This is a genomic window from Maribacter sp. 6B07 (genome assembly GCF_002700155.1).
In the GTDB taxonomy this organism is placed as follows: Bacteria; Bacteroidota; Bacteroidia; order Flavobacteriales; family Flavobacteriaceae; genus Maribacter; species Maribacter dokdonensis.
This window is the reverse complement of record NZ_PDUT01000004.1, coordinates 440,586-466,191: the sequence shown is the minus strand read 5'-3', so window position 1 is coordinate 466,191 and position 25,606 is coordinate 440,586. Positions and strand designations below refer to the sequence as shown.

The following is a 25,606-nucleotide window of genomic DNA, read 5'->3' as shown; positions in this document are numbered from 1 at the left end:
TACTTGCACTTTTTTTGTTTGTGTTATTCAAATTTTTTACAACATTTTTTACACAAAATAGTTATGGTATAGATACATGTTATTTTGTAGGAAATATCTTTAGTTATGTTTAAAAAGATTTTGTCGAAACTAAAATCTGGTAAAAATTTTAATAATTATTATCTACTGGTCTTTACGGTGATAATATTAACAATATTAATACAGTCAATTATTCAATATTCTTTGTCAAGACAACGTCAAGACTCTCTTAGGATCAATGAGGCGGGTAGGCAAAGAATGTTATCGCAATCAATAATGAAACATGTTTACGAATGTAAGTATGGCACATGTGATTTTAGTAAGTTGCGTTTAGCAATGAATAAATTGGCCAATGCAAACATTGCTTTGCAAATTGGGAATGAGGCTACAGGCATTCCTGAATTGAACAATGAGGAAATTCAGAGAAATTTTGATCTTCTGCAGCCGCATTTAAACTATATCATTGAAACTTTAGACGATTTCAATCAACTGCAGACTGTAGATATGGAAAAACTGTCTGCTGAAACGGATAAGTTTTTGGTTTTGATGGATACCATTGTTGGTCAATTTCAGAAAGCATCCGAAGAAGATATAAAGACGTTGATGATCATTGAATTGGAGTTGGCGGTTTTTTCTTTGATCATATTAATTATTGAAATATTTTTCTTTATCAATCCGTCCATAAAGAAAATGGCTATTCAAAATCAGAAGTTAAAAGAAATTAATTGGCACCAAACACATGCCTTTCAATCGCACATGAAGAATATCAAAAATTACAACCATGTGCTAAAAATTGAAAAGAATACGGCGCATAAAGAAGAGCTAATTTCATATTTAATGGAAGAGCTTACGGATTTAGAGGGAGTTTCAGATAATATGGTGAAATCCCTTGAAAAACAAGCTTGATTAATGGCGATTCACAATTATCTGTGATGATATGGTTCATTTTTTAGAATGGTAAATGCCCTATATACTTGCTCGGTAATGAACAAGCGAACCATTTGGTGAGAAAAGGTCATTTTTGATAGACTAATTTTACCAGATGCCTTGGCGTACACAGCATTGCTAAATCCATATGGCCCTCCAATTAAAAAGACCAACTGTTTTATACCAGAGTTCATTTTTTTCTGTAGATATTGAGAAAACTCAACAGAGCTGAATTGTTTTCCTTTTTCATCAAAAAGAACAAGAACATCTGTAGGTGCTAATTTTTTCAGAATAAGCTCACCTTCTTTTTCTTTTTGTTGGTCTTCAGACAAGTTTTTGGTTTTCTTAAGATCGGGTATAATGTCTATTTCAAAATTTACATAATGCTGTAATCGCTTTTCATATACTTCAATAAGCTCTTGTAATTGACCGTTGTCGGTCTTGCCAATGGCTAAAAGTTTTATAGTCATATGTCAAAAGTAAATCAATTTCGCAAATGGATTTGTAAATTAGCAATACAATAGATTTTAAATATATGATTTCAGAAGACCAGTTTAAAGAAGAGATAAAATTAATCATAGCAAATGCCATTCGTGAAGATGTTGGTGATGGCGACCACAGTTCACTGGCGTGTATACCGGATAGTGCAACTGGCAAAGCAAAATTGCTGGTTAAAGATGAAGGTATTATTGCCGGAGTAGATTTTGCTGAACTTGTTTTTTATTTTGTAGATCCCAATTTAAAGATAGAAGTATTGATCAAAGATGGTTCTCCAGTAAAACATGGTGATATTGTGTTTTATGTAGAAGGAAGCTCGCAAAGCATTTTAAAGGCTGAGCGCCTTGTACTTAATGCCATGCAAAGAATGAGCGCTATTGCTACCAAAACCAATATGTTCGTCAATTTATTAAAGGGTACGGGCACAAAAATTCTTGATACCAGAAAAACGACACCGGGTATACGGGCTTTAGAAAAATGGGCAGTGAAAATAGGTGGTGGTGAAAATCATAGGTTTGCTTTATACGATATGATCATGTTGAAAGATAATCATATTGATTTTGCTGGTGGCATTACAAAGGCAATAGAAAAAACCAAAAATTACTTAAAAGAAACGGGTCGCGATTTAAAAATTATTGTTGAGGCGAGAGATTTAGGGGAAATTGAAGAGATTCTACAGTCAGAAGGTATATATCGTATTTTGATAGATAATTTTAATTATGAAGATACCCGTAAAGCGGTCCAGTTGATTGGTGATACTTGTTTGACCGAGTCCTCTGGAGGTATTAATGAAAAGACCATACGTGAATATGCGGAATGTGGTGTAGATTTTATTTCGTCAGGAGCGTTAACACATTCCGTTTATAACTTAGATTTGAGCTTAAAAGCCGTGTAGATGTCTTTAGAGGTCGAAGAGAAACTTGAAAAAATACCTGTTGTAAATTGGGTGGTCAGATTTTTAAAACAAATCAGGTTACCAGGATTTGAAGGGCTTTCTATTTACGACCTTTTAGAAATGTATGTTTTGGGGGTTTTAAAAGGTACACTCTCTACAAGAGCCAGTGCAATTGCCTTCAGTTTATTTATGGCATTGTTTCCATTGATCATATTTATGGTAACATTGGTGCCGTTTTTAGTGTCGTACATTAGTATTGAGCATGGTGATTTCGATGTTCAGTTTCAATTGTTCTTAGAGTCGTTTTTACCAAGTGCAACAGGTGATTATTTTGGAGAAGTGTTTACTCAGATTAAAGATCAAAAGCGTGGAGGTCTATTGTCTTCGGCATTTTTGTTATCCATTTTTTTAATAGCAAATGGGGTGAATTCTATTTTTGGAGGATTTGAAACTTCATATCATATAGAACTTACGCGCCATTTTTTTAGACAATATCTATATGCTTTAATGGTAGGGTTAATATTGGCTATCCTAATTATTGTAGGTTTTGTAGCTTTCATTTATTTTGAATTCTACGTGCTTGGCTACCTATCTGAGTTTGCGGCAAAGCAAGGAGGCTATATTTTAGGCGAAGACGAGGTAATAGGCGTGCAGATCGCCAAAGTGCTTTTCTTTATCATTCTATCATATTTTACAACGGCTATTCTGTATTATTTTGGAACCAGAGAGGGTAAGCAGGCAAAATTTTTCTCTGTAGGGGCATTAATGACCACTATATTGTTTTTAATTACATCATATCTCTTTGGTATTTATGTTGAAAAATTCGCTAGATACAATGAATTGTATGGGGCATTAGGAGGATTATTGATTTTAATGGTCTACATCTGGTTAAATTCTAATATATTGCTACTTGGGTTTGAGTTGAATGCATCACTCAATACATTACGTAAAATCACAAAAAAAGAATGATAGACAAAACCGTACAATTAAGCATTTTCTTTACATTATTTATTTCAATGAGTATTTCTGCACAATCTGTATTTGGAACGTGGAAAACCATAGATGATCGTACGGGTAAACCAAAAGGCCTTATTGAAATCTATGAAAAGGATGGATTAATGTATGGTAAGGTGGTTGATATTCTAGAAGAGGGAAAAGAAAATAAGGTTTGTGATAAATGTGATGGGGATTTAAAGGATAAGCCTGTAAAAGGAATGGAAATTATTACTGGCGGGGAAAAAAATAATGATGGTGAATGGAAGGGAAAAAGATTGTTTGATCCAGAACAAGCAATGACCTTTCGTTTTAAAATATGGTTGAACCCAGATAATCCAGATGAATTAAAGGTTAGGGGGTATTTGGCTTTTATCTATAGAACCCAAACATGGTTACGGGTGCAAGGATAGGAATGTTGAACTTTGTTAATGTAATATTGCCAATACCTTTAGAGCGTAGTTTTACTTATGCTATTTCTGATGAAGAAGCATTGGTTTTACAGCCGGGTATGCGTGTGGCGGTTCCCTTTGGGAAATCTAAGATTTATACCGCAATCATCTATAGCGTACACCAGAATCCACCAGAGGCATATGAATCAAAGGAAATTCATGAAATATTAGATGATTACCCAATTGTTACCCCTGTTCAACTAAAACATTGGGAGTGGATAGCTTCTTACTATATGTGTACGCTAGGAGAAGTAGTACGCAGTGCTTTGCCGGGAGCTTTTCTATTGGAAAGTGAGACTTTGATACTGAGGAATACCGCATATGAAATTGATGAAAATGAACTTTTAGATGATGAGTTTTTGGTTTTCGAGGCACTTCAGCATCAATCTATTTTAAAGGTTCAAGAAGTATCGGCAATCATAGAGCGTAAAAATGTATTGCCCATATTGCAAAGGTTGCTTGATAAAAACGTAATCGTACTGAAAGAAGAGGTGTATGAGCAATATAAACCTAAATTGGTCAGGTACGTTAAATTAGGTGCTGAGCATACATCCGATCAAAAATTAGAAGAACTTTTAAATTTATTGACCAGGGCGCCAAAACAAAGCCAGGTAGTTTTGTCATTGTTTCAATTGCAAGGCAAAAGTCAAAAACCTATTAAGGTTTCTGAGTTAGAGAAAGCTAGCAATTCTTCAAAAGCGGTAATTAAATCATTAGTTGATAAGGGGATTTTAGAAGAGTACTTTATTAAGACCGACCGAGTAAATTATGAAGGGGAAAATGACAATTCTGAGTCTAAAGATTTAAATGAATATCAAGAAGCGGCTTTAGCTGATATCAAATCTTCTTTTGAGGCGGGTAAGGTTACGTTGTTAAAAGGTGTGACTTCCTCTGGTAAGACTGAAGTTTATGTGAAATTGATTGAAGAATGTCTGGAAAAAGGCTTGCAAGCATTGTATCTGTTACCGGAAATAGCGTTAACTACTCAACTAATTAGTAGACTCCAAGAATATTTTGGTGAGAAAATAGCCATATATCATTCAAAATATAATGTACAGGAAAGGGTAGAGGTTTGGCAAAATGTATTACAGTCTAAACCCAAGGCGCAGCTTGTAATTGGCGCAAGATCGGCAATGTATCTGCCCTTTGGTAAGTTGGGGCTTATAATAGTTGATGAGGAGCATGAGAGTTCATTTAAGCAATTTGATCCGGCACCAAGATATCATGCAAGAGATGCGGCTATTGTTTTAGGGCATTTTCATAAAGCAAATATTTTATTGGGTTCTGCAACGCCCAGTGTAGAGAGTTATTACAATACCCAAACCGGTAAATATGGTTATGCTGAAATTACCAGGCGTTATGGCAATGTGCTTATGCCAGATATGGAATTGGTTGATATAAAAGAAGCGCAAAGGAAAAGAAAAATGAAAGGACATTTTTCCGAACGTCTTTTTTTGGAGATGGAAGAAACCCTAAAGGAGGGTTCTCAAATCATACTTTTTCAAAATAGAAGGGGGTTTGCACCATTGATGGAGTGTTTAACATGTGGTCATTCTCCCCAATGTCCAAATTGTGATGTAAGTTTAACCTACCATCAATATAGGAACCAATTACGCTGTCATTATTGCGGTCATCATACGGCATTACCAGAAGCTTGCTTTGCTTGTGGTAGTCCAGAATTGGATACCAAAGGATTTGGCACCGAACAAATAGAAAAGGAAGTTAAGGAGTTATTTCCAGAGGCCAGGGTAGGGAGAATGGATTTGGATACTACTCGTGGCAAACATGGTTATGAAAAGATAATTAATGCCTTTGAGCAACAAGAGCTGGATATTTTGGTGGGTACCCAAATGCTGACCAAAGGCCTGGATTTTAGAAATGTGAATTTGGTTGGGGTAATGAATGCAGATTCATTATTGAATTTCCCTGATTATAGAGCGCATGAAAAAACCTATCAATTGTTAACTCAAGTATCAGGTAGGGCAGGGCGAACCAAGAAAAGGGGAAAGGTTTTAATACAAACCTATAATCCTTACCATCAAATATTAAAACAGGTGACCACGGGTGATTACGTGAATATGTATAAAGAACAGCTATATGAGCGAGAACAGTTTAAATACCCGCCCGTAAATAGAATTATAAAAGTAACGTTCAAGCATAAAAACTACAATGTGCTTAATGAGGCTGCAGATTGGTTCACAAGTGCATTGCGTACCAATTTTGGCGGTACGGTATTAGGACCGGAATACCCACCGGTTGCAAGAATTAGAAATCAGTACTTAAAGCATATAGTAGTAAAGGTTCAAAAGGCAAATTCTTTGGTACAGACAAAAGCGAATATTAGAAGAATAGAGAAGTCATTTAAATCTGTAGCTATGTATAGAAGTGTTCGGGTTATTTATAATGTAGACCATATATAAAAAAAGACCGCTGATCAGCGGTCTTTTTTTGAGAGTAAAATTATACCATATATTATACGTTACTAAGCGCTTCGGCAAGTTCTGTTTTCTTATTTCTACTTAACGGAATAGATCTACCGCTAACTTCAACATTTTTACTGTTGAATTTTTCAACCTTTTCTAGGTTAATGATATATGATTTGTGAATTCTTAAAAACTTATCTTCTGGCAATTGCTTTTCAAAAGACTTCATTGTTGATAAGATTACAATATTAGCTTCGTCTGTTACCAACTTAATATAGTCACCAAGAGCTTCGATCCACTTAATATCATTTAAAATGACCTTTCTCTTCTTGAGGTTACTTTTTACAAAAATATGCTCTTCGTCTTCATTGACTCTATGCATTTGTTCGTAATTGGCAACGGCTCTTTTTACAGAAGCATCAAAACGTGCCATGGTAATCGGTTTATGTAAATAATCCGTTACATCATAATCAAATGCTTTAAGGGCATAATCAGGTTTACCGGTAATTAAAATTACCTGAGGACTGTTTTCTAGTGACTCGAGTAGGTCGAATCCTGTAATAATTGGCATTTCAACATCAAGGAATATAAGATCTATCTCATGGTTCTTGATTCCATTTTTAGCTTCGATAGCATTACTATATTCAGCTACCATAGTTAAATTTGGATGATTGTTTACCAACTTGGCAACGGCCATCCTTTGCATAGATGAGTCGTCAACGATGATACTTCTTAACTTCATAAGGGTTGATTTGTGGGGTTAAATCATCGACAAAGAACCGAAAAAACATGCTGAACTGCAACAAAAGATGTGAACAATGCGCTGTTGATCGTGTAATTGGTAATGATGATATATTTAAGATTTGGTTTAATTTTTACATGTTAATACCATTCAATAACGAAGAATATTTGCATTTCTTATATTTATTTTAAAAAAATATCTATTTTTGCACTCCTTAAAAACAAATATAATATGAACCATTACGAAACTGTTTTCATTTTGAATCCCGTTCTATCTGATGTTCAGATAGAGGAAACAGTTAAGAAATTTGAAGATTTCTTAATTAACAATGGCGCCAAAATGGTAGCTAAAGAGAATTGGGGGCTAAAGAAATTAGCTTATCCTATTCAAAACAAAAAGAGTGGCTTTTACCACTTGTTTGAATTCACTAGCGATGGTGAGGTAGTATCACCTTACGAGCAGGAATTTAGAAGAGATGAACGTGTTATGCGTTTCTTGACCGTTAAATTGGACAAGCACGCAATTGCATGGGCAGAAAAAAGAAGAACAAGAAACAAAACCGCTAAAGCTTAAGTATTATGGCAACATTACAACAACAGGCAAAAGGAAAGAAAGATGGAGAGATCAGGTATCTAACTCCATTGAACATTGAGACCAACACTAAGAAAAAGTATTGTCGTTTTAAAAAATCTGGTATTAAATACGTAGATTATAAAGATGCTGATTTTTTATTGAAGTTGGTAAACGAGCAAGGTAAATTGTTACCTAGAAGACTTACAGGAACTTCATTGAAGTATCAAAGAAAAGTGGCACAAGCCGTAAAAAGAGCTCGTCATTTGGCTTTAATGCCATATGTTGCTGATTTATTAAAATAATAAGACAAAGAATCATGGAGCTTATATTAAAAGAAGACGTACAAAATTTAGGTTTTAAAGACGACGTAGTAAATGTTAAGAACGGTTACGGAAGAAATTTCCTTATACCACAAGGCTTGGCTACTATGGCTACGGTTTCAGCTAAAAAAGTTTTAGCTGAAAATTTAAAACAAAGAGCACATAAAGAGAAAAAAGTAATTGATGCAGCTAAGAAAACTGAAGAGGCATTAAAAGCTTTAGAATTAAAAATTACCGCTAAAACAGGTGCTGCCGACAAATTGTTCGGTTCTGTTACAAATGGTGATTTAGCTGGTGCTCTTGAAAAAGAAGGTCACGCAATTGACAAGAAATATATTAGCATACAAGGTGGTGCCGTTAAAAGAACCGGTCCTTATAATGCTCAAATCAGATTACACCGCGAGGTAATTGTTGATTTTGGTTTCGAAGTTGTTGCCGAGCAGAAATAATTAACTCTCTAAGTTAATAACTTTAAAGAGCTATGCGTGCATAGCTCTTTTTTTTTGGTATTTTTGTTAAAGAACTCATAAATAACTCTAAACCAAAAATTCCATGAAAAACAACTTGTTTTTTCAATTGTTGTTGTTGCTTTTTGTAAGCGCAACTTACGGTCAGGTTACCACCTCTAACATTAGAGGTTTGGTAATGGATGACCAAGATCAACCACTATTTGGAGCAAATATTGTAGCCATACATACCCCTACAGGTACTAAGTATGGTTCTATTTCTAACGAAGATGGTAGATTTAACCTACTTAACCTTCGTGTTGGTGGTCCTTACACGGTAGAAATCTCTTATGTAGGATTTAAACCTTATTTACTTACAGATGTTAATTTATCATTAGGCCAAACATTTAACGTTGATGTTAAATTGGCAAGTGAAAGTCAAGCATTGGACGAGGTCACGGTAGTATCTGATCGTTCTGGTACTTTTAGTAGTGATAGAACTGGTGCAGAAACTAGTGTGGGTAGAAGAGAGTTGACGCGTTTACCTACAATTTCACGTTCTGCTGCAGATTTTACACGTTTAGAGCCAACAGCAAGCGGAAATTCTTTTGGTGGTAGAAATGACCAATTCAATAATTTTTCTCTAGATGGAGCAATTTTCAATAACCCATTTGGGTTAGATGCAGCTACACCAGGAGGTCAGACAGATTCTCAACCAATTTCATTGGATGCCATTGAACAAATTCAAGTATCAACAGCACCTTATGATGTAACTCAGTCCGGTTTTACGGGGGCTTCAGTTAATGCCGTAACCAAGAGTGGATCTAACGAATTTCACGGTACGGTTTACGGTTTTTTCAGAAATGAAGATATGACCGGGGGAAAAATCAAAGGTGATGACATTGTAAAACCAAAATTAGACCAAAGTCAATACGGTGTAAGTATTGGTGGTCCGGTAGTGAAGAACAAACTATTCTTTTTCGCTAATTTCGAAAGAGATGAGAGAACAGATTTAGGAACTAATGGCTGGGTACCAAACACAGGTTCGGGAGCTATCAATGAATCTAGAGTATTGGAAAGTGATTTAATAGCTGTTAGGGATCAATTACTGGCAGTAGGATACGATCCAGGTGCTTATGAAGGTTTTACCCATGATGCAGAATCTACAAAAGGGCTTTTTAAATTAGACTGGAACATAAACGATAATAATCGTTTAGCGGTGATTTATAACTTTTTGAATGCATCCAAGCAAAAACCGGCACACCCTACGGCAATACAGTTTAGAGGTCCTAATGCAAATACGCTACAGTTTCAAAATTCTGGTTATGAGCAAAATAACGAGCTTAAATCTGTTCAGGTAGAATTAAATTCATCATTATCCGAAACAGCATCTAACAAGCTTCAAGTGGGGTATACTCATTTTAATGACTATAGAAATCCATTTTCGTCTCCTGCTCCATCAATCAATATTGCTAAAGATGGGTCTAATTACATTATTGCTGGTCATGAGCCATTTTCTGCTCACAATAGATTGGATCAAAAGGTATTTCAAATTACGAACAACCTAAATTTTTACAAAGGAGATCATACGTATACAGTAGGGTTTTCTCTTGAGAAATTCATGTTCGATAATTCATTTAACCTTACGGCATATGGTTTTTCAAAATTTGGAAGCGTAGATATAGCCGATTTCGATGCAACTACGTATGACTTTGCAGGACCGCAAGCAACATTTAATGCCAATAACGCTGTACCTGATGGCGAAGGTTGGGCATTGGCAGAAACAAATGTAGGTCAATTGGCTTTTTATGTACAAGATGAATGGAACGTAAACGAGAAATTTAAATTAACCTATGGTGTACGTTTTGATAAGCCTTTGTTTTTTGATTCCGCACAGAAAGCACAAGATGTTATTGATAGAGGTTTTGTAATTGCTGATCAACCTTATGAAAACCCTAATACAGGCGAAACGGTTTTTATTGATAATACACAAATGCCAACTAATGATTGGCTAATTTCTCCAAGAGTAGGTTTTAACTATGATGTAAATGGGGATAAGTCGCTACAGCTTCGTGGTGGTTCAGGTTTGTTTACAGGTCGTTTTCCATTTGTATGGTTAGGAAACCAAATTGCTAATCCAGATGTATTTTTCTTGCAGGCGGTTGATCCAGATTACAAATTTCCACAAGTATGGAGAACTAATTTAGGTGTTGATAAGCGTTTAGATGATGGTATGGTGCTTACTGCAGACCTTTCTTATACAAAAGATATCAATGGTCCACACGTTCAAAACTGGGCATTGACATCACCATCTGGTAATTTATCAGGTGTAGATACAAGAGCAACCTATACTGCTGATGATTTATTGAACAGCTTTGGTTTAGGTGCTGGTCCATATGTATTTACCAACTCAAATAAAGGAAGAATTTGGAATGCATCTTTGAAGGCCCAGAAAAACTTTAATAATGGTCTGTATACAATGTTAGCATATAGTTATTTAGATGCCAAGGATGTAAACTCCATTGAAGCTGAAATTACATCAGATGCTTTTGCAGGTAACCCAATTATTAATGACGCCAACGCAGATATATTAGCACCATCAAAATATGGTGATAAACATAGGTTTATTGGTGTAGCTAGCAAAAACTGGGAGTATGGTAATGGTAAATGGGCCTCTACACTTTCCACATTCTTTGAATATGCTCAAGGCGGTAGGTTCAACTATACGTACGGTGGTGATATCAATGGAGATGGATCTGGTATTAATGACCTTATTTATGTCCCTACTTCAGCTGAAATTGGTCAAATGCAATTTTCCGGTGCAGGTCAAGGAGCGGCTTTTGATGCCTATATTGCACAAGATGATTACTTAAGTGACCGTAGAGGTCAGTATGCAGAGCGTTATGGAGCTTTAGCACCATGGAGAGGAAGATGGGATGTGAAATTCTTGCAAGATTACAAAATCACTGTATCCGAAGGAAAAACCAATACTATACAATTTAGTGTAGATGTATTGAATATAGGTAATTTGATCAGTTCTGATTGGGGCTTGGTACAACAGCCAAATAATGTTCAACCTGTTGGTGTAACTGTTGATCCGGACACTAATGTGCCTACCTACACATTTAATCCTGAATTGACAGAGACATTTGGGTACGATGCAAGTCTGTTGTCTAGATGGCAAGCACAAGTAGGATTGAGATATATCTTTTAAGTTTATAAAATTAAGTTGTAAAAGCCCTAGCAAATATGTTAGGGCTTTTTATTTTTGCAAAATGAAATATACGCGGCTAACAAAAGAGCAACTGGAAGAATTGCATCCAGAATTTATCAATTTTCTTGCGACACAATCAATCACAGGCGATGAATGGGATGATATTAAAAAGAACAAGCCCAAGGTTGCTGAGGAAGAATTAGATGTGTTTAGCGATTTGGTATGGGAAGGTGTTTTAGCAAAAGTGACCTATTTGGAGAATATTTCCAACAATCAAATGCACCTATTTCATTTAACGGATAAAGAAATGAAATTGATTTCCGTAAAGGTGATGAATCCTGAAATTGATTTAACCACAACTGTTGGTTTCGATTGGTTCAAGAGAAACTGGCAATCGGATTTTGTAGAGTATTTAACTGCATCTAAAGCCTACACTGATGATAAAAACGTAGATAAGTTTTTATTGATAAAGCAAGGAGCGGTAATTACCAAGGGAGAATTATACCAATGGTTCGAGAAAGTTATCGTTACCAAATAGAACAATAAAAATCTAAAATCCATACTATTAAAATGTAGCCTTGTTTTATGGAAGGTTATATTTGCAATACAATATAAATTTAATGGCACAGAAACCATCTATACCTAAAGGCACCAGAGATTTTAATCCTTCTGAAATAGCAAAACGTAATTACATTTTTGATACTATCAAAAAGAACTTTCAAACTTATGGATTTCAACCTATTGAAACTCCTTCTTTTGAGAATTCAGATACGTTGTTGGGTAAATATGGTGAAGAGGGTGATCGTTTGATTTTCAAAATATTGAATTCCGGTGATTTTCTTAGAAAGGTTGATGATGCTACGTATGCGGAAAAGAATTCTAACAATATAGCTCCTAAAATTACTGAGAAAGCATTACGCTACGATCTAACTGTACCTTTTGCACGTTACGTGGTTATGCATCAAAATGAGTTGGATTTTCCTTTTAAACGCTATCAAATTCAACCAGTTTGGAGAGCCGATAGACCACAAAAGGGTAGATTTAGAGAGTTTTTTCAATGTGATGCCGATGTTGTTGGCTCAGATTCATTGCTTCAAGAAGTAGAGCTGGTTCAGTTATACGATGCTGTATTTTCCGATTTAAAATTGGAAGGTGCAACTATAAAAATGAACAATAGAAAAATCTTGGCAGGTATTGCAGAAGTAATTGGAGCTAAGGATTTATTGATAGATTTTACCGTTGCATTGGATAAGCTGGATAAAATAGGGGAGGACGGAGTCAAAAAAGAAATGCTCGCTAAGGGTATTACCGAAGAAGCAATTGAAAAAGCATCACCATTATTTTTACCACAAGGCAGTAACAACGAACAATTAGAACGCTTGGATGGTCTTTTAAAAGATTCTGAAGAAGGTAAAAAAGGATTGGACGAGCTGCGTTTTATTCTAGAGACTATTTCAGCCCTAGGTCTACAATCTGCTGAATTGTCAATAGATGTCACCCTGGCACGCGGATTAAATTATTATACCGGCGCTATATTTGAAGTTGCGGCGCCTGAGGGTGTTAAAATGGGATCTATAGGTGGTGGTGGCCGCTATGATGACCTTACGGGAATTTTTGGCCTAAAGAATGTAAGCGGTGTGGGAATTTCCTTTGGTTTGGATCGTATTTATTTAGTACTAGAAGAACTTGATCTTTTTCCTGAAGCAATTGATCGCTCGCTACAAGTACTTTGTGTCAATTTTGGGGAAAAGGAAGCTATGGCGACCTTAAAATTGGTTACTCAGTTGCGAAAAGCCGGCATAAAGGCAGATATGTATCCTTCAAGTGCCAAAATGCAAAAGCAGATGAAGTATGCCAATAATCGCAATGTACCTTATGTTATATTAATTGGGGAGCAGGAGTTGAGTAATAATTCATTTGTTGTAAAGAACATGAATGAAGGCTCTCAACTAGAATATAGCTTAAACAACGTTGGTGCTTTCATAGATTATTTGAGTTAAGTACCTTAAAATCAAATATAAGCTTACTGAGTCATTTTGATTATATTTGGTTAACCAATTTGGTTGTGCAGTTTTCAATTGCCGATCAAAATGGTTTAGAACCAAAATACAATCAAGTTTTATAATTAAAAGAATCATGACGAATAGTAACAAATTATTTGGTAAAAATGTATTGATTACCGCCGGTGCACAAGGAATAGGAGAGTCTATCACCAAACATTTCATTGATAGTGGCGCAAATGTTTCCATTCATTATTTCTCAAGTGCAGATACCGCAGATAAGCTTGTGGCTTATGCTAAGGATAAAGGTGTAAAAGCAATTGCGGTAAGTGGTGATCTCACAAAAGAAAGCGATGCAAACACATTGGTAGAAAAGACAGTTGAAGCATTGGGCGGACTTCATATTTTAATCAATAATGCAGGTTCTTTAGTTGCCCGTAAAATGCTAAGTGAAATGGAAACGGATTTTTGGCACAAGGTGATGGATATTAATATGACTTCAATGATGTTCGTTACACGGGCAGCAGCACCATATTTGGCAAAGAATGAAAATAGTAGTATGGTCAATTTAGCATCATTGGCAGGTCGTAAAGGCGGTCACCCGGGATCATTGGTATATTCAACCAGTAAAGGAGCTATTTTAACGTATACAAGGGCACTTGCATCAGAATTGGGACCACAGGGAATAAGAGTTAATGCTGTTGCGCCAGGGCTTATCTTAGGTACTTCATTTCACAATACGCATACAACAAAGGAATCAGCTGCAGAAACTACAAAAGGTATTCCTATTCAAAGAGCAGGTAACGCTGATGATGTAGCTAGAGCTGTATTGTATCTGGCATCTGAATACGATGGCTTTATTACTGGAGCTACGCTAGACATCAATGGTGGCGTTTACAATATGTAAAAAAATCGATTAAAAATAAAACACTGGTTGCCATTTGGTAGCTAGTGTTTTGTTCTCATTTTTCTCTTAAAAATATAATTATGCTTAAGACTCCGGTTATTCATCCTACTATAATGGAGGTTCTTGCACGCTCTGGGCATTTTGCCCAAGTTGTTATTGCAGATGGTAATCTACCTGTTGGCGCAATGAACGGTCCAAATTCCACAACAGTGCATTTAAATTTTAAACCAGGGCTGTTAGATGCATTGACCGTTCTTGAAGGTATACTTGAGGTTTGTCCTATACAAGGAGCAATTGTAATGGAAAAACCACCTGAAGCAAATGCTGAAATACATTTGGCATATAAAGAATTGCTGGGAGATGTTAGTTGGAGTGAAATGGAAAGGTGGGCATTTTACGACCAAATTCGTGATAAGACCACTACACTAATTTTACAGACAGGTGAACAACGACGTTTTGCCAATTTGATTTTAACGGTTGGGGTAGTTAAAATGGCTGAGGAAAGCAGTTTTTAAACTATAAGAGGTAACATTGAAATCCTGGCTTTTAATTGCTTGTTGCCAAACATTTAGAAATTTCCTTGGTGATGGTATTATAGTACGATATTTCATGTGGCACGTATTTAAACTTTGAAATATCACCTAATTCTTTAGTGAATTGATCCATTGGAATCAATTTTAAGTTTTCTACTTCACTTTCTTGCTTTCGTAAATCATGTAATGATAAATGTAAGGGAGCCAAAAATGTATGATGAAACTCATAGTCCATCAAATTTTTGGAATGATTGTGTATAGATTTAAAAACTCCAATTTTTTGCAATTTTTCAGGTTGAATGGTTAAACCGATTTCTTCTTCTATTTCACGTAGTGCAGAGGTAATTATATTTTCGCCAGCACCAATATGACCTGCAACGCTTACATCCCAAAGTAGGGGGTAAACATCTTTGTTCTTACCTCGTTGCTGTAAAAGAACTTTGCCATCTAAGGTGTAAAACCAAATATGAACCGTTTGGTGAAACCATCCGTTTTTATGGGCTTCACTTTTCATTGCCGTTCTATTGGTCATTCTTCCATCGGCATCTAAAATATCAATTAGTTCATCCATAGCGTAAAAAAAAATCCCTCCAAATTGGTGGAGGGATTAAATAAGATTATTCGAAATAGCTAAAAGTTTCGCCATCCTTTATCGTTAACAATGTTTCGTAGATCAGACGAATTACATTTTCAACATCATCTTTATGAACCGTTTCTACGGTAGTGTGCATGTAACGTAACGGTAAAGAAATTAAAGCAGAAGCAACACCGCCATTACTGTAAGCAAATGCATCTGTATCTGTACCGGTAGATCTAGATGCAGCCATTCGTTGAAATGGTATGTTTTTCTTTTCGGCGGTCTCAATGATACGTTCACGTAATTTGTTCTGTACCGCTGGAGCATAAGAAATTACAGGTCCGGCTCCAATTTCGGTATGTCCCTGAACCTCTTTTTTGATCATTGGAGTTGTCGTATCGTGACAAACATCTGTAACAATAGCAATGTTTGGCTGAATAGTTTGTGTAATCATTTCCGCACCGCGCAATCCAATCTCTTCTTGAACAGAGTTTGTAATGTAAAGTCCAAAAGGTAATTCTACTTTATTCTCATGCAAAAGACGTGCAACTTCGGCAATCATAAAACCACCAGCTCTATTATCTATAGCTCTACAAACATATTTGTTCTTATTAAGAATTTGAAATTCGTCTGGGTATGTAATTACACAACCTACATGTACACCAAGTTTTTCAACTTCTTCTTTGGTGGTTGCACCAACATCAACGGTAATATTCTCAATTTTTGGAGTTTCCTCTTTATCCCCTTTACGGGTATGAATAGCTGGCCAGCCAAAAATACCTTTTACAATTCCGTTTTTAGTATGTATGTTTACCCATTTAGAAGGAGCAATTAGATGATCGCTTCCACCATTTCTTATAACATGAATAAGTCCGTTATCCGTAATATAATTAACGTACCATGAGATTTCGTCTGAATGCCCTTCAATGACCACTTTATATTTAGCATCAGGATTTATAACTCCTACCGCAGTACCATAAGTATCTGTTATAAATGTATCTACATAAGGCTTTAGGTAGTCCATCCAAATTTTTTGCCCTTCCCACTCATAACCTGTAGGAGCGGCATTGTTCAAGTATTTTTCAAAAAAGTCTTCAGACTTTTTGGTAATTATTTTTTTCTCAGCCATCAATGTTAATTTAAGATACAAACTTAAGAATATTAGCGTTGTATTAATAATAACCTTCTTTAATATTCGTTAATTTTGGCAGGACTTTTGTTAAGCCTATGGTAATGAAATATAACTTTTTAATACTTTATCTACTGGTCTCCGGTGTTTTTATCTGTACAGCTCAGGTTGAGGAACAAGAGCTTGATTCTGTTGCGGAAAAAATGATTATCGTAACAGGGGACTCATTGCTGCAAAGTTCTATAGCATTAGAGGAAGCGTATGTTTTTGGTAAACTTAAGTTCTCGTCTTATGATGAAAAATTACGCTACTATATTTTAAGGAGAAAAACGCAAAAAGTATATCCATACGCTAAAATGGCTGCGGAGCGTTTGGTTGAGCTAAACGATAGTTTGGCGAATATGAAGAACAACCGTAAACGCAAAAAGTATACTAAAAAAGTACAGAAATTTATTGAAGAAGAATTTTCTGAAGAGTTGAAAAAATTAACTAGAACCGAAGGTCAAATTTTGGTGAAACTAATTTATAGGCAAACGGGTACTACCGCTTTTGATTTGGTCAAGGATCTTAGAAATGGTTGGAGAGCTTTTTGGTATAATACCACGGCCAAATTGTTCAATATAAGCATTAAGGAAGAGTTTCATCCAGACCTTGTAGAAGAAGACTATTTGATAGAAGATATTTTGCAACGCGCTTTTTCAAAAGGTAAATTAGAACGGCAAGAAACGGTTTTAGATTACGATTACGATAAGCTTTATAATAAGTGGAAGAAAACGACCAAAATACCAAAAGGCTAAAGTTTTTATTTTTTACCGAACATTGAATCCATTATTGTCATAATGCCTTTAAACCCCATATAAACGGCATATGCGGCAAGAACCAATCCTAAAATACAAACCGGCCAGAACATAGAGTGGTCTTGGTTCTTGAAAGCCTGCCATAGTACAAAGGGGGCAGTGAACATTAATAAAACGGTGAATGCCAATCTTTTTAAACCTGTTACAAGTAAATCTTTATCAGTTCTCCTCATTGTTTGTAATTGTTATGCTATCTGTATATTCTTCTACAATGGCGAAATAACCCAATGCAAAATTATCTGAACGTTCAACATTGTCAACAACCTCGTCGTTATCAATTCCGGTAACATTTATTATGTTACCACGAACAGTAGCTGCCGGGGTTTGAAACGGACCTTGATCGCCACCGGACTGAACAATGATTTGGTTCATGTAATTGTAAAATTGTTCATCTACGCCAAGTAAACTTGTATTTACTACAGAGCTTGTATTTATTGCTAATTCATTATCGTAAAAATATGAGAATACAAAAGTCTGCCCTTGATAAAATTCATCCTCTGTTACTAAAAACTCTCCAAAATCCAAGTCGAGCAAATAAAAATCGTTGCTTTCCCCCGGGTCTGTAAATGTTACTATTACTTCTGTTTCATCACCTGAAAATAGGGTTTCGTCACCTTGCTCTAAGGAATCTATAGGCACAGATTTCACATAGGTAGTCGTAGCAAAAAATTGCTCATTTTCTGTTTCTAGAATAAGTTGAAAAACATCTCCTTCTTCAATACTGCTAACTCTAATTCTTTGGTCACTATCAAAACTAGGGTCAGGTACCCAAATACCGCTACCTGGTTCTACTTCAGCTAAATTGGAAATACCACCTCCTTCTAAAATTTCCGGGGCATCGGCGTTAGGGGTGCCATAATAGATAATGGCACTTTTTAATGATGCTACCGTGTTTTCGTCAAAAAAAGAGCTGCTTTCGGAAACAGCTATTTCAATGGGTAGAAATTCTTGATTTTCATCTACGCGTATTACACCGTTAACAACTAGTCTGGTGTCATTTTCCGGTAATTCAACCTCTATGACATCTTCACATGAGATAAAAAGAATAAAGCCTAATATGATTAATATAAAGCGTTTCATTTCCTAAAGATTAAAATTGTAAGTTACTGCCGGCACTATGCCAAATATAGAGGTTCTTACAGCCTCGTTGACTCCGGTGTCATCATTCTGCCTAAAATTAATAGAAGCTGCATTTCGTCTATTATAAACATTATATAAGCTAAAGACCCATTCACCTTTTAATTTTCGGTTCTTATTTTTTTTAGGTTTCAAAGTAGCCGATAGGTCAAGGCGATTGTATGCCGGTAATCGTTGAGAATTTCTTAAACCGTAATAAGGCACGGTTAAATCTTGAAATTCAAATTGACCGACGGGGTAATTGGTAGGTTGCCCGGTTTGGTATGTGAAATTTCCACTAAAACTCCATTTATCGGTTAGATCATAACTTAAGAACAAAGAAATGTCATGCGTTTTATCGTAAGGTGTATTGTACCAATTCCCAAAATTAATTCCGGTTTCAACATTGCTACGACCATTGTCTATAACAGGCGCTCTACCAGGTGTGCGTTGTTCAGATTTGGACAGGGTATAGGCTAGCCAACCCTGTAGTTTTCCCTCATTTTTCCGCAAAAGAAACTCCAGTCCATAAGCACGTGCTTCACCATTTAGAATTACTTGTTCAATGGCGTTATTGGCAATAAGATTAGCACCGTCTATATAATCTATTCTATTTTGAACATTTTTATAGAAGACTTCAGTTTCTAAGGAGAAATCTCCATCATTAATATTTTTAAAGTAACCAAAAGCATATTGATCTAATAGCTGTGGCTTTGTAAATGGTCCACTTGGTGTCCAAACGTCTAAAGGGGTAGGCGAGCTGGTATTTGAAAGTAGATGTAGGTATTGAGCTAATCTAGTGTAACTCGCTTTAATGGAGCTAGATTGATTTAAGGTATATGAAAGGGAAGCTCTTGGTTCAAAATTGCTAAAATGAGACAGCGTAGTGCCTCTACCGGGATTTATAACATCTATAGGGTCTGCTTCTTGATAGATGAGTAAAAAGGGATCATAAGTAACCGGATTGTTATTGGCATAGACATTTAATTCATCTTGCCCTAGTCTCATAAAGTGACTAAAACGCAGCCCGTAACCTACACTCAAATTTTCGCTTAATCTGTGTTCAAAATCAACATAAGCGGCAAATTCATTAGCATATTTTTCAATTAGTTGTTCTTCAATAATGCCAGACTCTGAATTGCTTGGTTCAATTTTACCTGGATTAAACTGGTAGTAGACGTTGTTAATGCCGTAATTGATCTGCAATTTGTCTGTGGCGTAATGTTTAAGGTCATATTTAAGATTAAAGTTTCTTATGCCTGAGTTCCAATTGAACCCTACGAAATCTAGTTTTAACCCGTAATAGTAATCAGAGTAAATTAAAGATAGGTTGGAGAAAAGTTTGTCGGAGAATAAATGGTTCCATCTAAAATTGCCCACAGCATTACCATAGGTGTTTACAAAACTATCGTTGATACCAAAGACATCTCTACCAAAATATCCAGAAAGAAAAATGTTATTTTTCTCATTCAACCTATAGTTGAATTTAGTGTTTAGGTCATAGAAATATGCTGTGTTATCTACATCGAACAATGGAAGGAACAAATGGGCGTAAGAAGCTCTACCGCCAATTAAAAAAGCTGCTTTATCTTTTTTAATGGGACCTTCTAGCAACAATCTACTGGCAACTGCACCAATACCGCCATTCATTTTAAACTCTTTGCTATTGCCTTCTTTTTGAAATATATCTAGCACAGATGAAACTCGACCGCCATAGCGGGCAGGTATGCCACCTTTATATAGTTTTACATCTTTAATGGCATCGGGATTAAATACAGAGAAGAATCCAAAAAGGTGAGAAGAGTTAAAGATGATGGCTTCATCTAATAGAATAAGGTTTTGATCAGCGGCTCCACCTCTCACGTTAAAACCCGAGGCACCTTCACCGGCATTGGTTACACCCGGTAATAGTAATATGGATTTTATGACATCTGCTTCACCTAAAATCACCGGTATTTTTTTAATAGTACCTACTGAAAGGGTATTAACGCTCATTTGTGGCTTTCTGATATCCATTTTTTCCACATTTTCCGTAACCACTACTTCCTCTAATTGTTCAGCTTCTTCGATTAACAAAAAATCTTTACGTCTATTTTCTGTCAATGTTATTTGTTGAGTGATATCCTCAAAACCTAAATAACTTATAAGTACGGTATAGGTACCTTCTGGAAGGGTGATGGAATAAAAACCGTATTCATTGGTGGTAACACCGGTTTTTAATTCTGGTATTGCCACTGTAACGCCAATTAATGTTTCGTTACTGCTTACTTCAGATATAGTACCGCTTAGTGTATATTTTTGTTGGCCCTGAATAGTATGGGATAAGCTTAAAAATAAGATGATAAGAATCGGCAAAAGTACTTTCATCAATTTTTTTGTGTAAAAATACTTAGAATAGATCTATACTCCTAAAAGTAATTAAAGGTCAAAAAAAATACCCTTAAATTTAATTAAGGGTATTCATAGAAGTTAAAGTTGAATTAAATGGATTCTAATATTCCATTTAAAGTAGAACTTGGTCTCATTGCTTTTTGAACCAAAGCGGTGTCTGGCTTATAATAACCACCCACATCTTGTGCTGATCCTTGTGCATCTATCAATTCTGAAAGGATATCATTTTCCTTGTTATTGATTTCTGAACTTACTTTAGAGAAAATAGCTTTTAATTCAGCGTTATCATCTTGTAGCGCCAATGCTTCTGCCCAGTATTTTGCCAAGAAAAAATGACTACCCCTTGTATCCAGTTCTTTTACTTTTCTTGAAGGAGACTTGTCGTTCAATAAAAATTTCTCGGTAGCGCTATCCAAGGTGTCACCAAGAACCTTTGCTGCTGCATTTCCATTCTTTTCTCCATAGAACTCCAAAGAAACGCCTAATGCTAAGAATTCACCCAAAGAATCCCATCTTAAATGACCTTCCTCTAGGAATTGTTCTACGTGCTTTGGTGCTGAGCCTCCTGCTCCTGTTTCAAAAAGTCCACCGCCGTTCATTAAAGGAACAATCGATAACATTTTGGCACTTGTTCCTACTTCCAAAATAGGGAAGAGGTCAGTAAGGTAATCTCTTAATACATTTCCGGAAACAGATATAGTATCCTTGCCATCTTTCATTCTTTTTAATGTGAAAGCTGTGGCTTTAATTGGAGACATAATTTGGATGTCCAAACCATTAGTGTCCTCTTGTGCTAAATATGTATTTACCTTCTTAATTAGCTCGGCATCATGTGATCTGTTCTCGTCTAACCAGAATATAGCAGGTACATCGGTAGCTCTTGCTCTAGAAACTGCCAATTTTACCCAGTCTTGAATAGGAGCGTCCTTAACCTGGCACATACGCCAAATATCGCCACTGCTTACGGTATGCTCAAGTAATACTTTACCACTAGTGGTGTCAACTACCTGTACAGTTCCGCTTTGGCTAATTTCAAAGGTTTTGTCATGTGAGCCATACTCCTCTGCCTTTTGTGCCATTAGACCAACATTTGGTACGGTACCCATAGTAGTAGGGTCAAACGCACCATGTTCTTTACAGAAATCAATGGTAGCCGTATAAATACCTGCATAGCTACTATCTGGTATTACAGCTTTGGTGTCTTGAGATTTACCTTCCGCATTCCACATTTGTCCAGAGTTTCTGATCATAGCTGGCATAGATGCATCAATAATAATATCACTTGGAACGTGTAGGTTGGTAATTCCTTTGTCTGAATTTACCATTGCTAGATCTGGTCCTTTAGCCAAAGCTTCATCTAAATCTTTAGTAATGGCATCTTTTTCACTAGCGGGTAATTTTTCAATCTTCTGGTATAAACTGGCAAGTCCGTCATTAGGGCTAATACCTAATTTATCGAAAGTATCTGCATATTTTACAAATACGGGTTTAAAGAAAGTTTCAACAACATGACCAAAAATAATAGGGTCGGAAACTTTCATCATTGTAGCCTTTAAATGCACTGAAAAAAGGATGCCTTTATCTTTTGCATCTTTAATTTCTGCTTGAAGAAAATCTAGCAAGGCTGTTTTGTTCATTACCGTTGCATCGATAATTTCACCCTTAAGCAGGCTTAAATTATCTTTTAGAACAGTTTCTGAGCCTTCGGAAACCAATTTTATCTGTACCGTAGTGGCATTGGCTAATGTTGTTGATTTCTCATTGGCCTGAAAATCGCCATCGCCCATTGTTGCTACATGAGTTTTAGAGCTAGAGCTCCATGCACCCATGCTATGAGGATTTTGCTTTGCGTAATTCTTTACAGCTCTAGGAGCTCTACGGTCAGAGTTACCTTCCCTTAAAACAGGGTTTACGGCACTACCTTTAATTTTATCGTACTTCGCCTTTATTTGCTTTTCCTCATCAGTTTTAGGCTCGTCTGGGTAGTTTGGTATGTTGTAACCCTTAGCTTGCAATTCTGCGATAGCCTCGTTCAATTGAGGAACCGATGCACTTATGTTAGGTAATTTTATAATGTTTGCTTCTGGCTGTTTTGCCATGTTGCCCAATTCTTCCAAATCATTGGACACCTGTTGTTCTTTCGATAAAAACTCTGGAAAGGTAGCAGCAATTCTGCCGGCTAAAGAAATATCTTTAGTTTCGATTTCAATTCCTGATGATTTTGTGAAAGCTTTTACAATAGGTAAAAAAGACTCTGTAGCCAATGCAGGCGCCTCGTCTGTTTTGGTATAAAAAATTTTGGACATTTGCAGTTTGTTTTAATTTAAGCGGAACAAATATACAATTTTCTAAAGGTATGAAAGTGTTGAAAATGGCTTAATATTTCAGGCAGGTGGGAAGTTTTGTTAAATAACAAAAGCCATATCAATGTACGCATACAATGATATGGCTTTTTAGAAAAAGTTTACGGACAGTTTGTTTTGATTTTTCATCAAAACGGCAACCCTTGATTGCATCCGCTTTACTGATTCAACGTTTAAAATGTTTTTCGATTCCCAGGTTAGGCAACCCAGCATCTACACAGCATTTCTTTTTTATTGTCATCATTGAATAATAAAAACCTAATTTATAGTCTCTTTACTATTCAACTAATCTTAAATTCAATTAGCGACAGCCAACAAATTTAAAATTTACCCCATTTAATAATCATTAAATGCTTTGGTCAAACAACAATACGATAGAACGCAAACTTCGTAATGGTTTTAAAATAGGCATTTTTCTAAAGCTCTATTTCGTAACCATGTTCTAATTTACAAAAAATAATAATACAAAGCTTAAAAATGTAATCTTTTATTAGTCAACATGTTATGAACATGTGTTGTTCACTTTTGTTCATAAAAAAAGCACTGTTCTAAAATAGAACAGTGCTTTATATTTATTTGGATATAAAATTTATCCTCTTACTTCTTTAATTCTAGCTTTCTTACCAGTTAATTCACGGAAGTAGTAAATTCTAGATCTACGTACTTTACCACGTTTATTAACTTCAATTTTCTGAAGTGCAGGTAAGTTAATTGGGAAGATACGCTCAACACCAACTGTTCCAGACATTTTACGAATAGTAAATGTTTCTGTAGAACCGGTACCTCTTCGTTGTATTACAACACCTTTAAAGAACTGTGTTCTTGTTTTTTCACCTTCCTTAATTTCGTAGTAAACAGTGATTGTATCACCAGCAGAAAATTTTGGAAATTCTTTTTTCGTTACGAATTCGTCTTGTACAAATTTTATTAATGATTCCATTGTATAGTTAAAATTGGAATTAAATCAGAGCAACGTTCACGATTATCGTCAGAGGTTGTTCTAACAGGCTGCAAAATTAGTATTTAAATTTAATCACGCAAGTATTTATTTGCTTTTTCTTTAATTCTCAAAATTATGTTACTCTAGCAAATCTGGACGTAATTTTTCGGTACGTTCGTATGCTTTGTTTTCTCTCCATTCTTCAATCTTTCCAAAGTTACCGCTTAACAGTACGTCTGGCACAGTCATTCCTTTATACTCCGCAGGTCTAGTGTATACGGGTGGGGCAAGCAGACCATCTTGAAAGGTATCAGTTAGTGCTGATGTTTCATCATTAAGTACGCCTGGCAATAATCTAATGACTGCATCGCATAAAACTGCGGCGCCCAATTCTCCACCTGAAAGTACATAGTCGCCAATGGATATTTCTTTGGTTATAAAAAGATCGCGTACACGTTGGTCAACGCCTTTATAATGACCGCAAAGAATTATTATATTTTTTGCCAATGAAAGTGTGTTGGCGGTTTTTTGATTTAGGGTTGCACCATCTGGAGTCATATAAATGATTTCATCGTATGTTCTTTCAGACTTTAAGCTAGAGATACATTTGTCAATGGGCTCTATCATAAGTACCATACCGGCTCCTCCTCCAAATTGATAATCATCTACATTTCTATATTTTGTATCGGTATAATCCCTGAGGTTATGAAAATGGACTTCAACCAAATCTTTTTCTATTGCTCTTTTTAAAATGGAAGCTTCAAATGGGCTAGTGAGTAGTTCGGGCAATACTGTAATTATGTCTATTCTCATTTTTTGATGTGCATCTTCATTTAACCTGCCAAAAGTAATGAAAACAGTAGGAATCTTTCTCCCAGCCAAGCTTTTCATATAATTTTTGAGCTGGGTTGTCAATAGCGGTCTCCAGGGCAAGGCCTTTATAACCATTTATTTTACAGAATTCTTGAGATTTTAGTAGTAATTGTTGTCCTACGGATTTACCTCTATGTTCGGCTGCAACATACAAATCGTTTAATATTATCGATTTCTCTAAGCTTACCGAGGAAAAGGTGAAATAGAGCTGAACAAAGCCAATGGCGTTTTTTCCTTCATAAGCAGCAAATATTACGGATTCGTTATTTGTCACTCTATCCTGCAGAAATATTCTTGCGGCATCTAAATCAGATTTCATTTTATAAAAAACTCTATATCCATCAAAAAGAGGTATAATGTCGTTAATTTCTGATGTCGTTACTTGTTCTATATTGACCATATCAAAAAAAAAGCTCCAA

General features: G+C 35.8%; 25 protein-coding genes. 14 read left to right on the top strand and 11 right to left on the bottom strand.

From position 1 onward, the window contains the following. Positions 1-105 precede the first annotated feature (105 nt). Positions 106-924: a type IV pili methyl-accepting chemotaxis transducer N-terminal domain-containing protein gene (locus CSC80_RS16270; protein ID WP_099193067.1), complete on the top strand. Its 819-nt coding sequence runs from the start codon at positions 106-108 to the stop codon at positions 922-924. 17 nt (positions 925-941) lie between these two features. On the opposite strand, the gene rlmH is transcribed toward CSC80_RS16270, so the two are convergent. Then, positions 942-1,415 (bottom strand): 23S rRNA (pseudouridine(1915)-N(3))-methyltransferase RlmH, encoded by a 474-nt coding sequence (rlmH, locus tag CSC80_RS16265; RefSeq protein WP_099193066.1) that lies wholly within the window; start codon positions 1,413-1,415, stop codon positions 942-944. A 65-nt stretch (positions 1,416-1,480) separates the two neighbouring features. Between rlmH and nadC the strand changes: the two genes are divergently transcribed. Genes nadC through priA form a run of 4 tightly spaced genes read left to right on the top strand, consistent with a single transcriptional unit; the run spans position 1,481 to position 6,203 of the window. Then, complete coding sequence (gene nadC / locus CSC80_RS16260; RefSeq protein ID WP_099193065.1) at positions 1,481-2,338, top strand: carboxylating nicotinate-nucleotide diphosphorylase; 858 nt, start codon at positions 1,481-1,483, stop codon at positions 2,336-2,338. Then, positions 2,339-3,307, top strand: coding sequence for a YihY/virulence factor BrkB family protein (locus tag CSC80_RS16255; RefSeq protein ID WP_058103009.1), 969 nt, complete (start codon positions 2,339-2,341; stop codon positions 3,305-3,307). Further along, a complete protein-coding gene (locus tag CSC80_RS16250) occupies positions 3,304-3,744 on the top strand; it encodes a DUF2147 domain-containing protein (RefSeq protein ID WP_058103008.1) in 441 nt (146 codons plus the stop codon). The genes CSC80_RS16255 and CSC80_RS16250 overlap by 4 nt, the downstream gene beginning before the upstream one ends. Positions 3,745-3,746: 2 nt before the next feature. After that, positions 3,747-6,203, top strand: a complete 2,457-nt coding sequence (gene priA, locus CSC80_RS16245; protein ID WP_099193386.1) for a primosomal protein N' — start codon at positions 3,747-3,749, stop codon at positions 6,201-6,203. 52 nt (positions 6,204-6,255) lie between these two features. On the opposite strand, the gene CSC80_RS16240 is transcribed toward priA, so the two are convergent. Then, a complete protein-coding gene (locus CSC80_RS16240; RefSeq protein WP_058103007.1) occupies positions 6,256-6,948 on the bottom strand; it encodes a LytTR family DNA-binding domain-containing protein in 693 nt (230 codons plus the stop codon). 231 nt (positions 6,949-7,179) lie between these two features. On the opposite strand from CSC80_RS16240, the gene rpsF reads away from it, so the two are divergent. The 8 genes from rpsF to CSC80_RS16200 all read left to right on the top strand — a co-directional run bounded on the left by rpsF (position 7,180) and on the right by CSC80_RS16200 (position 14,923). Beyond that, entirely contained in the window at positions 7,180-7,521 is a 342-nt protein-coding gene (rpsF, locus tag CSC80_RS16235; RefSeq protein WP_058103006.1) for a 30S ribosomal protein S6, read from the top strand. A 5-nt stretch (positions 7,522-7,526) separates the two neighbouring features. Then, entirely contained in the window at positions 7,527-7,823 is a 297-nt protein-coding gene (gene rpsR / locus CSC80_RS16230; protein ID WP_027067300.1) for a 30S ribosomal protein S18, read from the top strand. 14 nt (positions 7,824-7,837) lie between these two features. Continuing rightward, entirely contained in the window at positions 7,838-8,290 is a 453-nt protein-coding gene (gene rplI, locus CSC80_RS16225) for a 50S ribosomal protein L9 (protein ID WP_058103005.1), read from the top strand. Between the two features lie 103 nt (positions 8,291-8,393). Continuing rightward, complete coding sequence (locus tag CSC80_RS16220) at positions 8,394-11,501, top strand: TonB-dependent receptor (RefSeq protein WP_058103004.1); 3,108 nt, start codon at positions 8,394-8,396, stop codon at positions 11,499-11,501. Between the two features lie 61 nt (positions 11,502-11,562). Then, the gene (locus CSC80_RS16215; RefSeq protein WP_058103003.1) at positions 11,563-12,039 is read left to right on the top strand and encodes a DUF6495 family protein; all 477 of its coding nucleotides are present in this window, start codon (positions 11,563-11,565) and stop codon (positions 12,037-12,039) included. A gap of 82 nt (positions 12,040-12,121) precedes the next feature. Further along, on the top strand, positions 12,122-13,501 hold the full coding sequence (gene hisS, locus CSC80_RS16210; protein ID WP_099193064.1) for a histidine--tRNA ligase: 1,380 nt from the start codon (positions 12,122-12,124) through the stop codon (positions 13,499-13,501). A gap of 136 nt (positions 13,502-13,637) precedes the next feature. Further along, positions 13,638-14,408, top strand: a complete 771-nt coding sequence (locus CSC80_RS16205; RefSeq protein WP_099193063.1) for a glucose 1-dehydrogenase — start codon at positions 13,638-13,640, stop codon at positions 14,406-14,408. An 80-nt stretch (positions 14,409-14,488) separates the two neighbouring features. After that, a complete protein-coding gene (locus CSC80_RS16200) occupies positions 14,489-14,923 on the top strand; it encodes an RbsD/FucU family protein (protein WP_058103000.1) in 435 nt (144 codons plus the stop codon). Positions 14,924-14,954: 31 nt separating this feature from the next. On the opposite strand, the gene CSC80_RS16195 is transcribed toward CSC80_RS16200, so the two are convergent. After that, entirely contained in the window at positions 14,955-15,512 is a 558-nt protein-coding gene (locus CSC80_RS16195; RefSeq protein WP_099193062.1) for an NUDIX domain-containing protein, read from the bottom strand. Positions 15,513-15,558: 46 nt separating this feature from the next. Then, on the bottom strand, positions 15,559-16,647 hold the full coding sequence (locus CSC80_RS16190; protein WP_058102998.1) for a M42 family metallopeptidase: 1,089 nt from the start codon (positions 16,645-16,647) through the stop codon (positions 15,559-15,561). Between the two features lie 104 nt (positions 16,648-16,751). On the opposite strand from CSC80_RS16190, the gene CSC80_RS16185 reads away from it, so the two are divergent. Further along, complete coding sequence (locus tag CSC80_RS16185) at positions 16,752-17,444, top strand: DUF4294 domain-containing protein (RefSeq protein ID WP_058104255.1); 693 nt, start codon at positions 16,752-16,754, stop codon at positions 17,442-17,444. A 5-nt stretch (positions 17,445-17,449) separates the two neighbouring features. Here CSC80_RS16185 and CSC80_RS16180 read toward each other — a convergent pair whose 3' ends face one another. The 7 genes from CSC80_RS16180 to CSC80_RS16150 form a co-directional block, all read right to left on the bottom strand. Continuing rightward, positions 17,450-17,677 (bottom strand): DUF6095 family protein, encoded by a 228-nt coding sequence (locus CSC80_RS16180; protein WP_071339577.1) that lies wholly within the window; start codon positions 17,675-17,677, stop codon positions 17,450-17,452. After that, on the bottom strand, positions 17,664-18,584 hold the full coding sequence (locus tag CSC80_RS16175; protein ID WP_099193061.1) for a DUF4249 family protein: 921 nt from the start codon (positions 18,582-18,584) through the stop codon (positions 17,664-17,666). The genes CSC80_RS16180 and CSC80_RS16175 overlap by 14 nt, the downstream gene beginning before the upstream one ends. 3 nt (positions 18,585-18,587) lie before the next feature. Further along, positions 18,588-20,987 (bottom strand): TonB-dependent receptor, encoded by a 2,400-nt coding sequence (locus CSC80_RS16170; protein ID WP_099193060.1) that lies wholly within the window; start codon positions 20,985-20,987, stop codon positions 18,588-18,590. Positions 20,988-21,100: 113 nt separating this feature from the next. After that, positions 21,101-23,317: an NADP-dependent isocitrate dehydrogenase gene (locus CSC80_RS16165; protein WP_099193059.1), complete on the bottom strand. Its 2,217-nt coding sequence runs from the start codon at positions 23,315-23,317 to the stop codon at positions 21,101-21,103. Positions 23,318-23,963: 646 nt separating this feature from the next. Then, complete coding sequence (rplS, locus tag CSC80_RS16160) at positions 23,964-24,314, bottom strand: 50S ribosomal protein L19 (RefSeq protein WP_058102993.1); 351 nt, start codon at positions 24,312-24,314, stop codon at positions 23,964-23,966. Positions 24,315-24,452: 138 nt separating this feature from the next. Next, the gene (gene trmD, locus CSC80_RS16155) at positions 24,453-25,127 is read right to left on the bottom strand and encodes a tRNA (guanosine(37)-N1)-methyltransferase TrmD (protein ID WP_099193058.1); all 675 of its coding nucleotides are present in this window, start codon (positions 25,125-25,127) and stop codon (positions 24,453-24,455) included. Between the two features lie 16 nt (positions 25,128-25,143). After that, positions 25,144-25,587: a GNAT family N-acetyltransferase gene (locus CSC80_RS16150; protein WP_099193057.1), complete on the bottom strand. Its 444-nt coding sequence runs from the start codon at positions 25,585-25,587 to the stop codon at positions 25,144-25,146. Between the last annotated feature and the right edge of the window lie 19 nt (positions 25,588-25,606).

Excerpts from the sequence above, each read along its gene's own strand:
- rplS (WP_058102993.1), bottom strand. The coding sequence starts at position 24,314 with ATGGAATCATTAATAAAATTTGTACAAGACGAATTCGTAACGAAAAAA.
- CSC80_RS16200 (WP_058103000.1), top strand. The coding sequence starts at position 14,489 with ATGCTTAAGACTCCGGTTATTCATCCTACTATAATGGAGGTTCTTGCA.
- CSC80_RS16215 (WP_058103003.1), top strand. The coding sequence starts at position 11,563 with ATGAAATATACGCGGCTAACAAAAGAGCAACTGGAAGAATTGCATCCA.
- rlmH (WP_099193066.1), bottom strand. The coding sequence starts at position 1,415 with ATGACTATAAAACTTTTAGCCATTGGCAAGACCGACAACGGTCAATTA.
- CSC80_RS16240 (WP_058103007.1), bottom strand. The coding sequence starts at position 6,948 with ATGAAGTTAAGAAGTATCATCGTTGACGACTCATCTATGCAAAGGATG.
- rpsR (WP_027067300.1), top strand. The coding sequence starts at position 7,527 with ATGGCAACATTACAACAACAGGCAAAAGGAAAGAAAGATGGAGAGATC.
- CSC80_RS16270 (WP_099193067.1), top strand. The coding sequence starts at position 106 with ATGTTTAAAAAGATTTTGTCGAAACTAAAATCTGGTAAAAATTTTAAT.
- CSC80_RS16250 (WP_058103008.1), top strand. The coding sequence starts at position 3,304 with ATGATAGACAAAACCGTACAATTAAGCATTTTCTTTACATTATTTATT.
- nadC (WP_099193065.1), top strand. The coding sequence starts at position 1,481 with ATGATTTCAGAAGACCAGTTTAAAGAAGAGATAAAATTAATCATAGCA.
- CSC80_RS16180 (WP_071339577.1), bottom strand. The coding sequence starts at position 17,677 with ATGAGGAGAACTGATAAAGATTTACTTGTAACAGGTTTAAAAAGATTG.
- CSC80_RS16165 (WP_099193059.1), bottom strand. The coding sequence starts at position 23,317 with ATGTCCAAAATTTTTTATACCAAAACAGACGAGGCGCCTGCATTGGCT.
- CSC80_RS16185 (WP_058104255.1), top strand. The coding sequence starts at position 16,752 with ATGAAATATAACTTTTTAATACTTTATCTACTGGTCTCCGGTGTTTTT.
- trmD (WP_099193058.1), bottom strand. The coding sequence starts at position 25,127 with ATGAGAATAGACATAATTACAGTATTGCCCGAACTACTCACTAGCCCA.
- CSC80_RS16190 (WP_058102998.1), bottom strand. The coding sequence starts at position 16,647 with ATGGCTGAGAAAAAAATAATTACCAAAAAGTCTGAAGACTTTTTTGAA.
- CSC80_RS16150 (WP_099193057.1), bottom strand. The coding sequence starts at position 25,587 with ATGGTCAATATAGAACAAGTAACGACATCAGAAATTAACGACATTATA.
- priA (WP_099193386.1), top strand. The coding sequence starts at position 3,747 with ATGTTGAACTTTGTTAATGTAATATTGCCAATACCTTTAGAGCGTAGT.
- CSC80_RS16170 (WP_099193060.1), bottom strand. The coding sequence starts at position 20,987 with ATGAAAGTACTTTTGCCGATTCTTATCATCTTATTTTTAAGCTTATCC.
- rpsF (WP_058103006.1), top strand. The coding sequence starts at position 7,180 with ATGAACCATTACGAAACTGTTTTCATTTTGAATCCCGTTCTATCTGAT.
- CSC80_RS16175 (WP_099193061.1), bottom strand. The coding sequence starts at position 18,584 with ATGAAACGCTTTATATTAATCATATTAGGCTTTATTCTTTTTATCTCA.
- CSC80_RS16255 (WP_058103009.1), top strand. The coding sequence starts at position 2,339 with ATGTCTTTAGAGGTCGAAGAGAAACTTGAAAAAATACCTGTTGTAAAT.
- CSC80_RS16205 (WP_099193063.1), top strand. The coding sequence starts at position 13,638 with ATGACGAATAGTAACAAATTATTTGGTAAAAATGTATTGATTACCGCC.
- rplI (WP_058103005.1), top strand. The coding sequence starts at position 7,838 with ATGGAGCTTATATTAAAAGAAGACGTACAAAATTTAGGTTTTAAAGAC.
- CSC80_RS16220 (WP_058103004.1), top strand. The coding sequence starts at position 8,394 with ATGAAAAACAACTTGTTTTTTCAATTGTTGTTGTTGCTTTTTGTAAGC.
- CSC80_RS16195 (WP_099193062.1), bottom strand. The coding sequence starts at position 15,512 with ATGGATGAACTAATTGATATTTTAGATGCCGATGGAAGAATGACCAAT.
- hisS (WP_099193064.1), top strand. The coding sequence starts at position 12,122 with ATGGCACAGAAACCATCTATACCTAAAGGCACCAGAGATTTTAATCCT.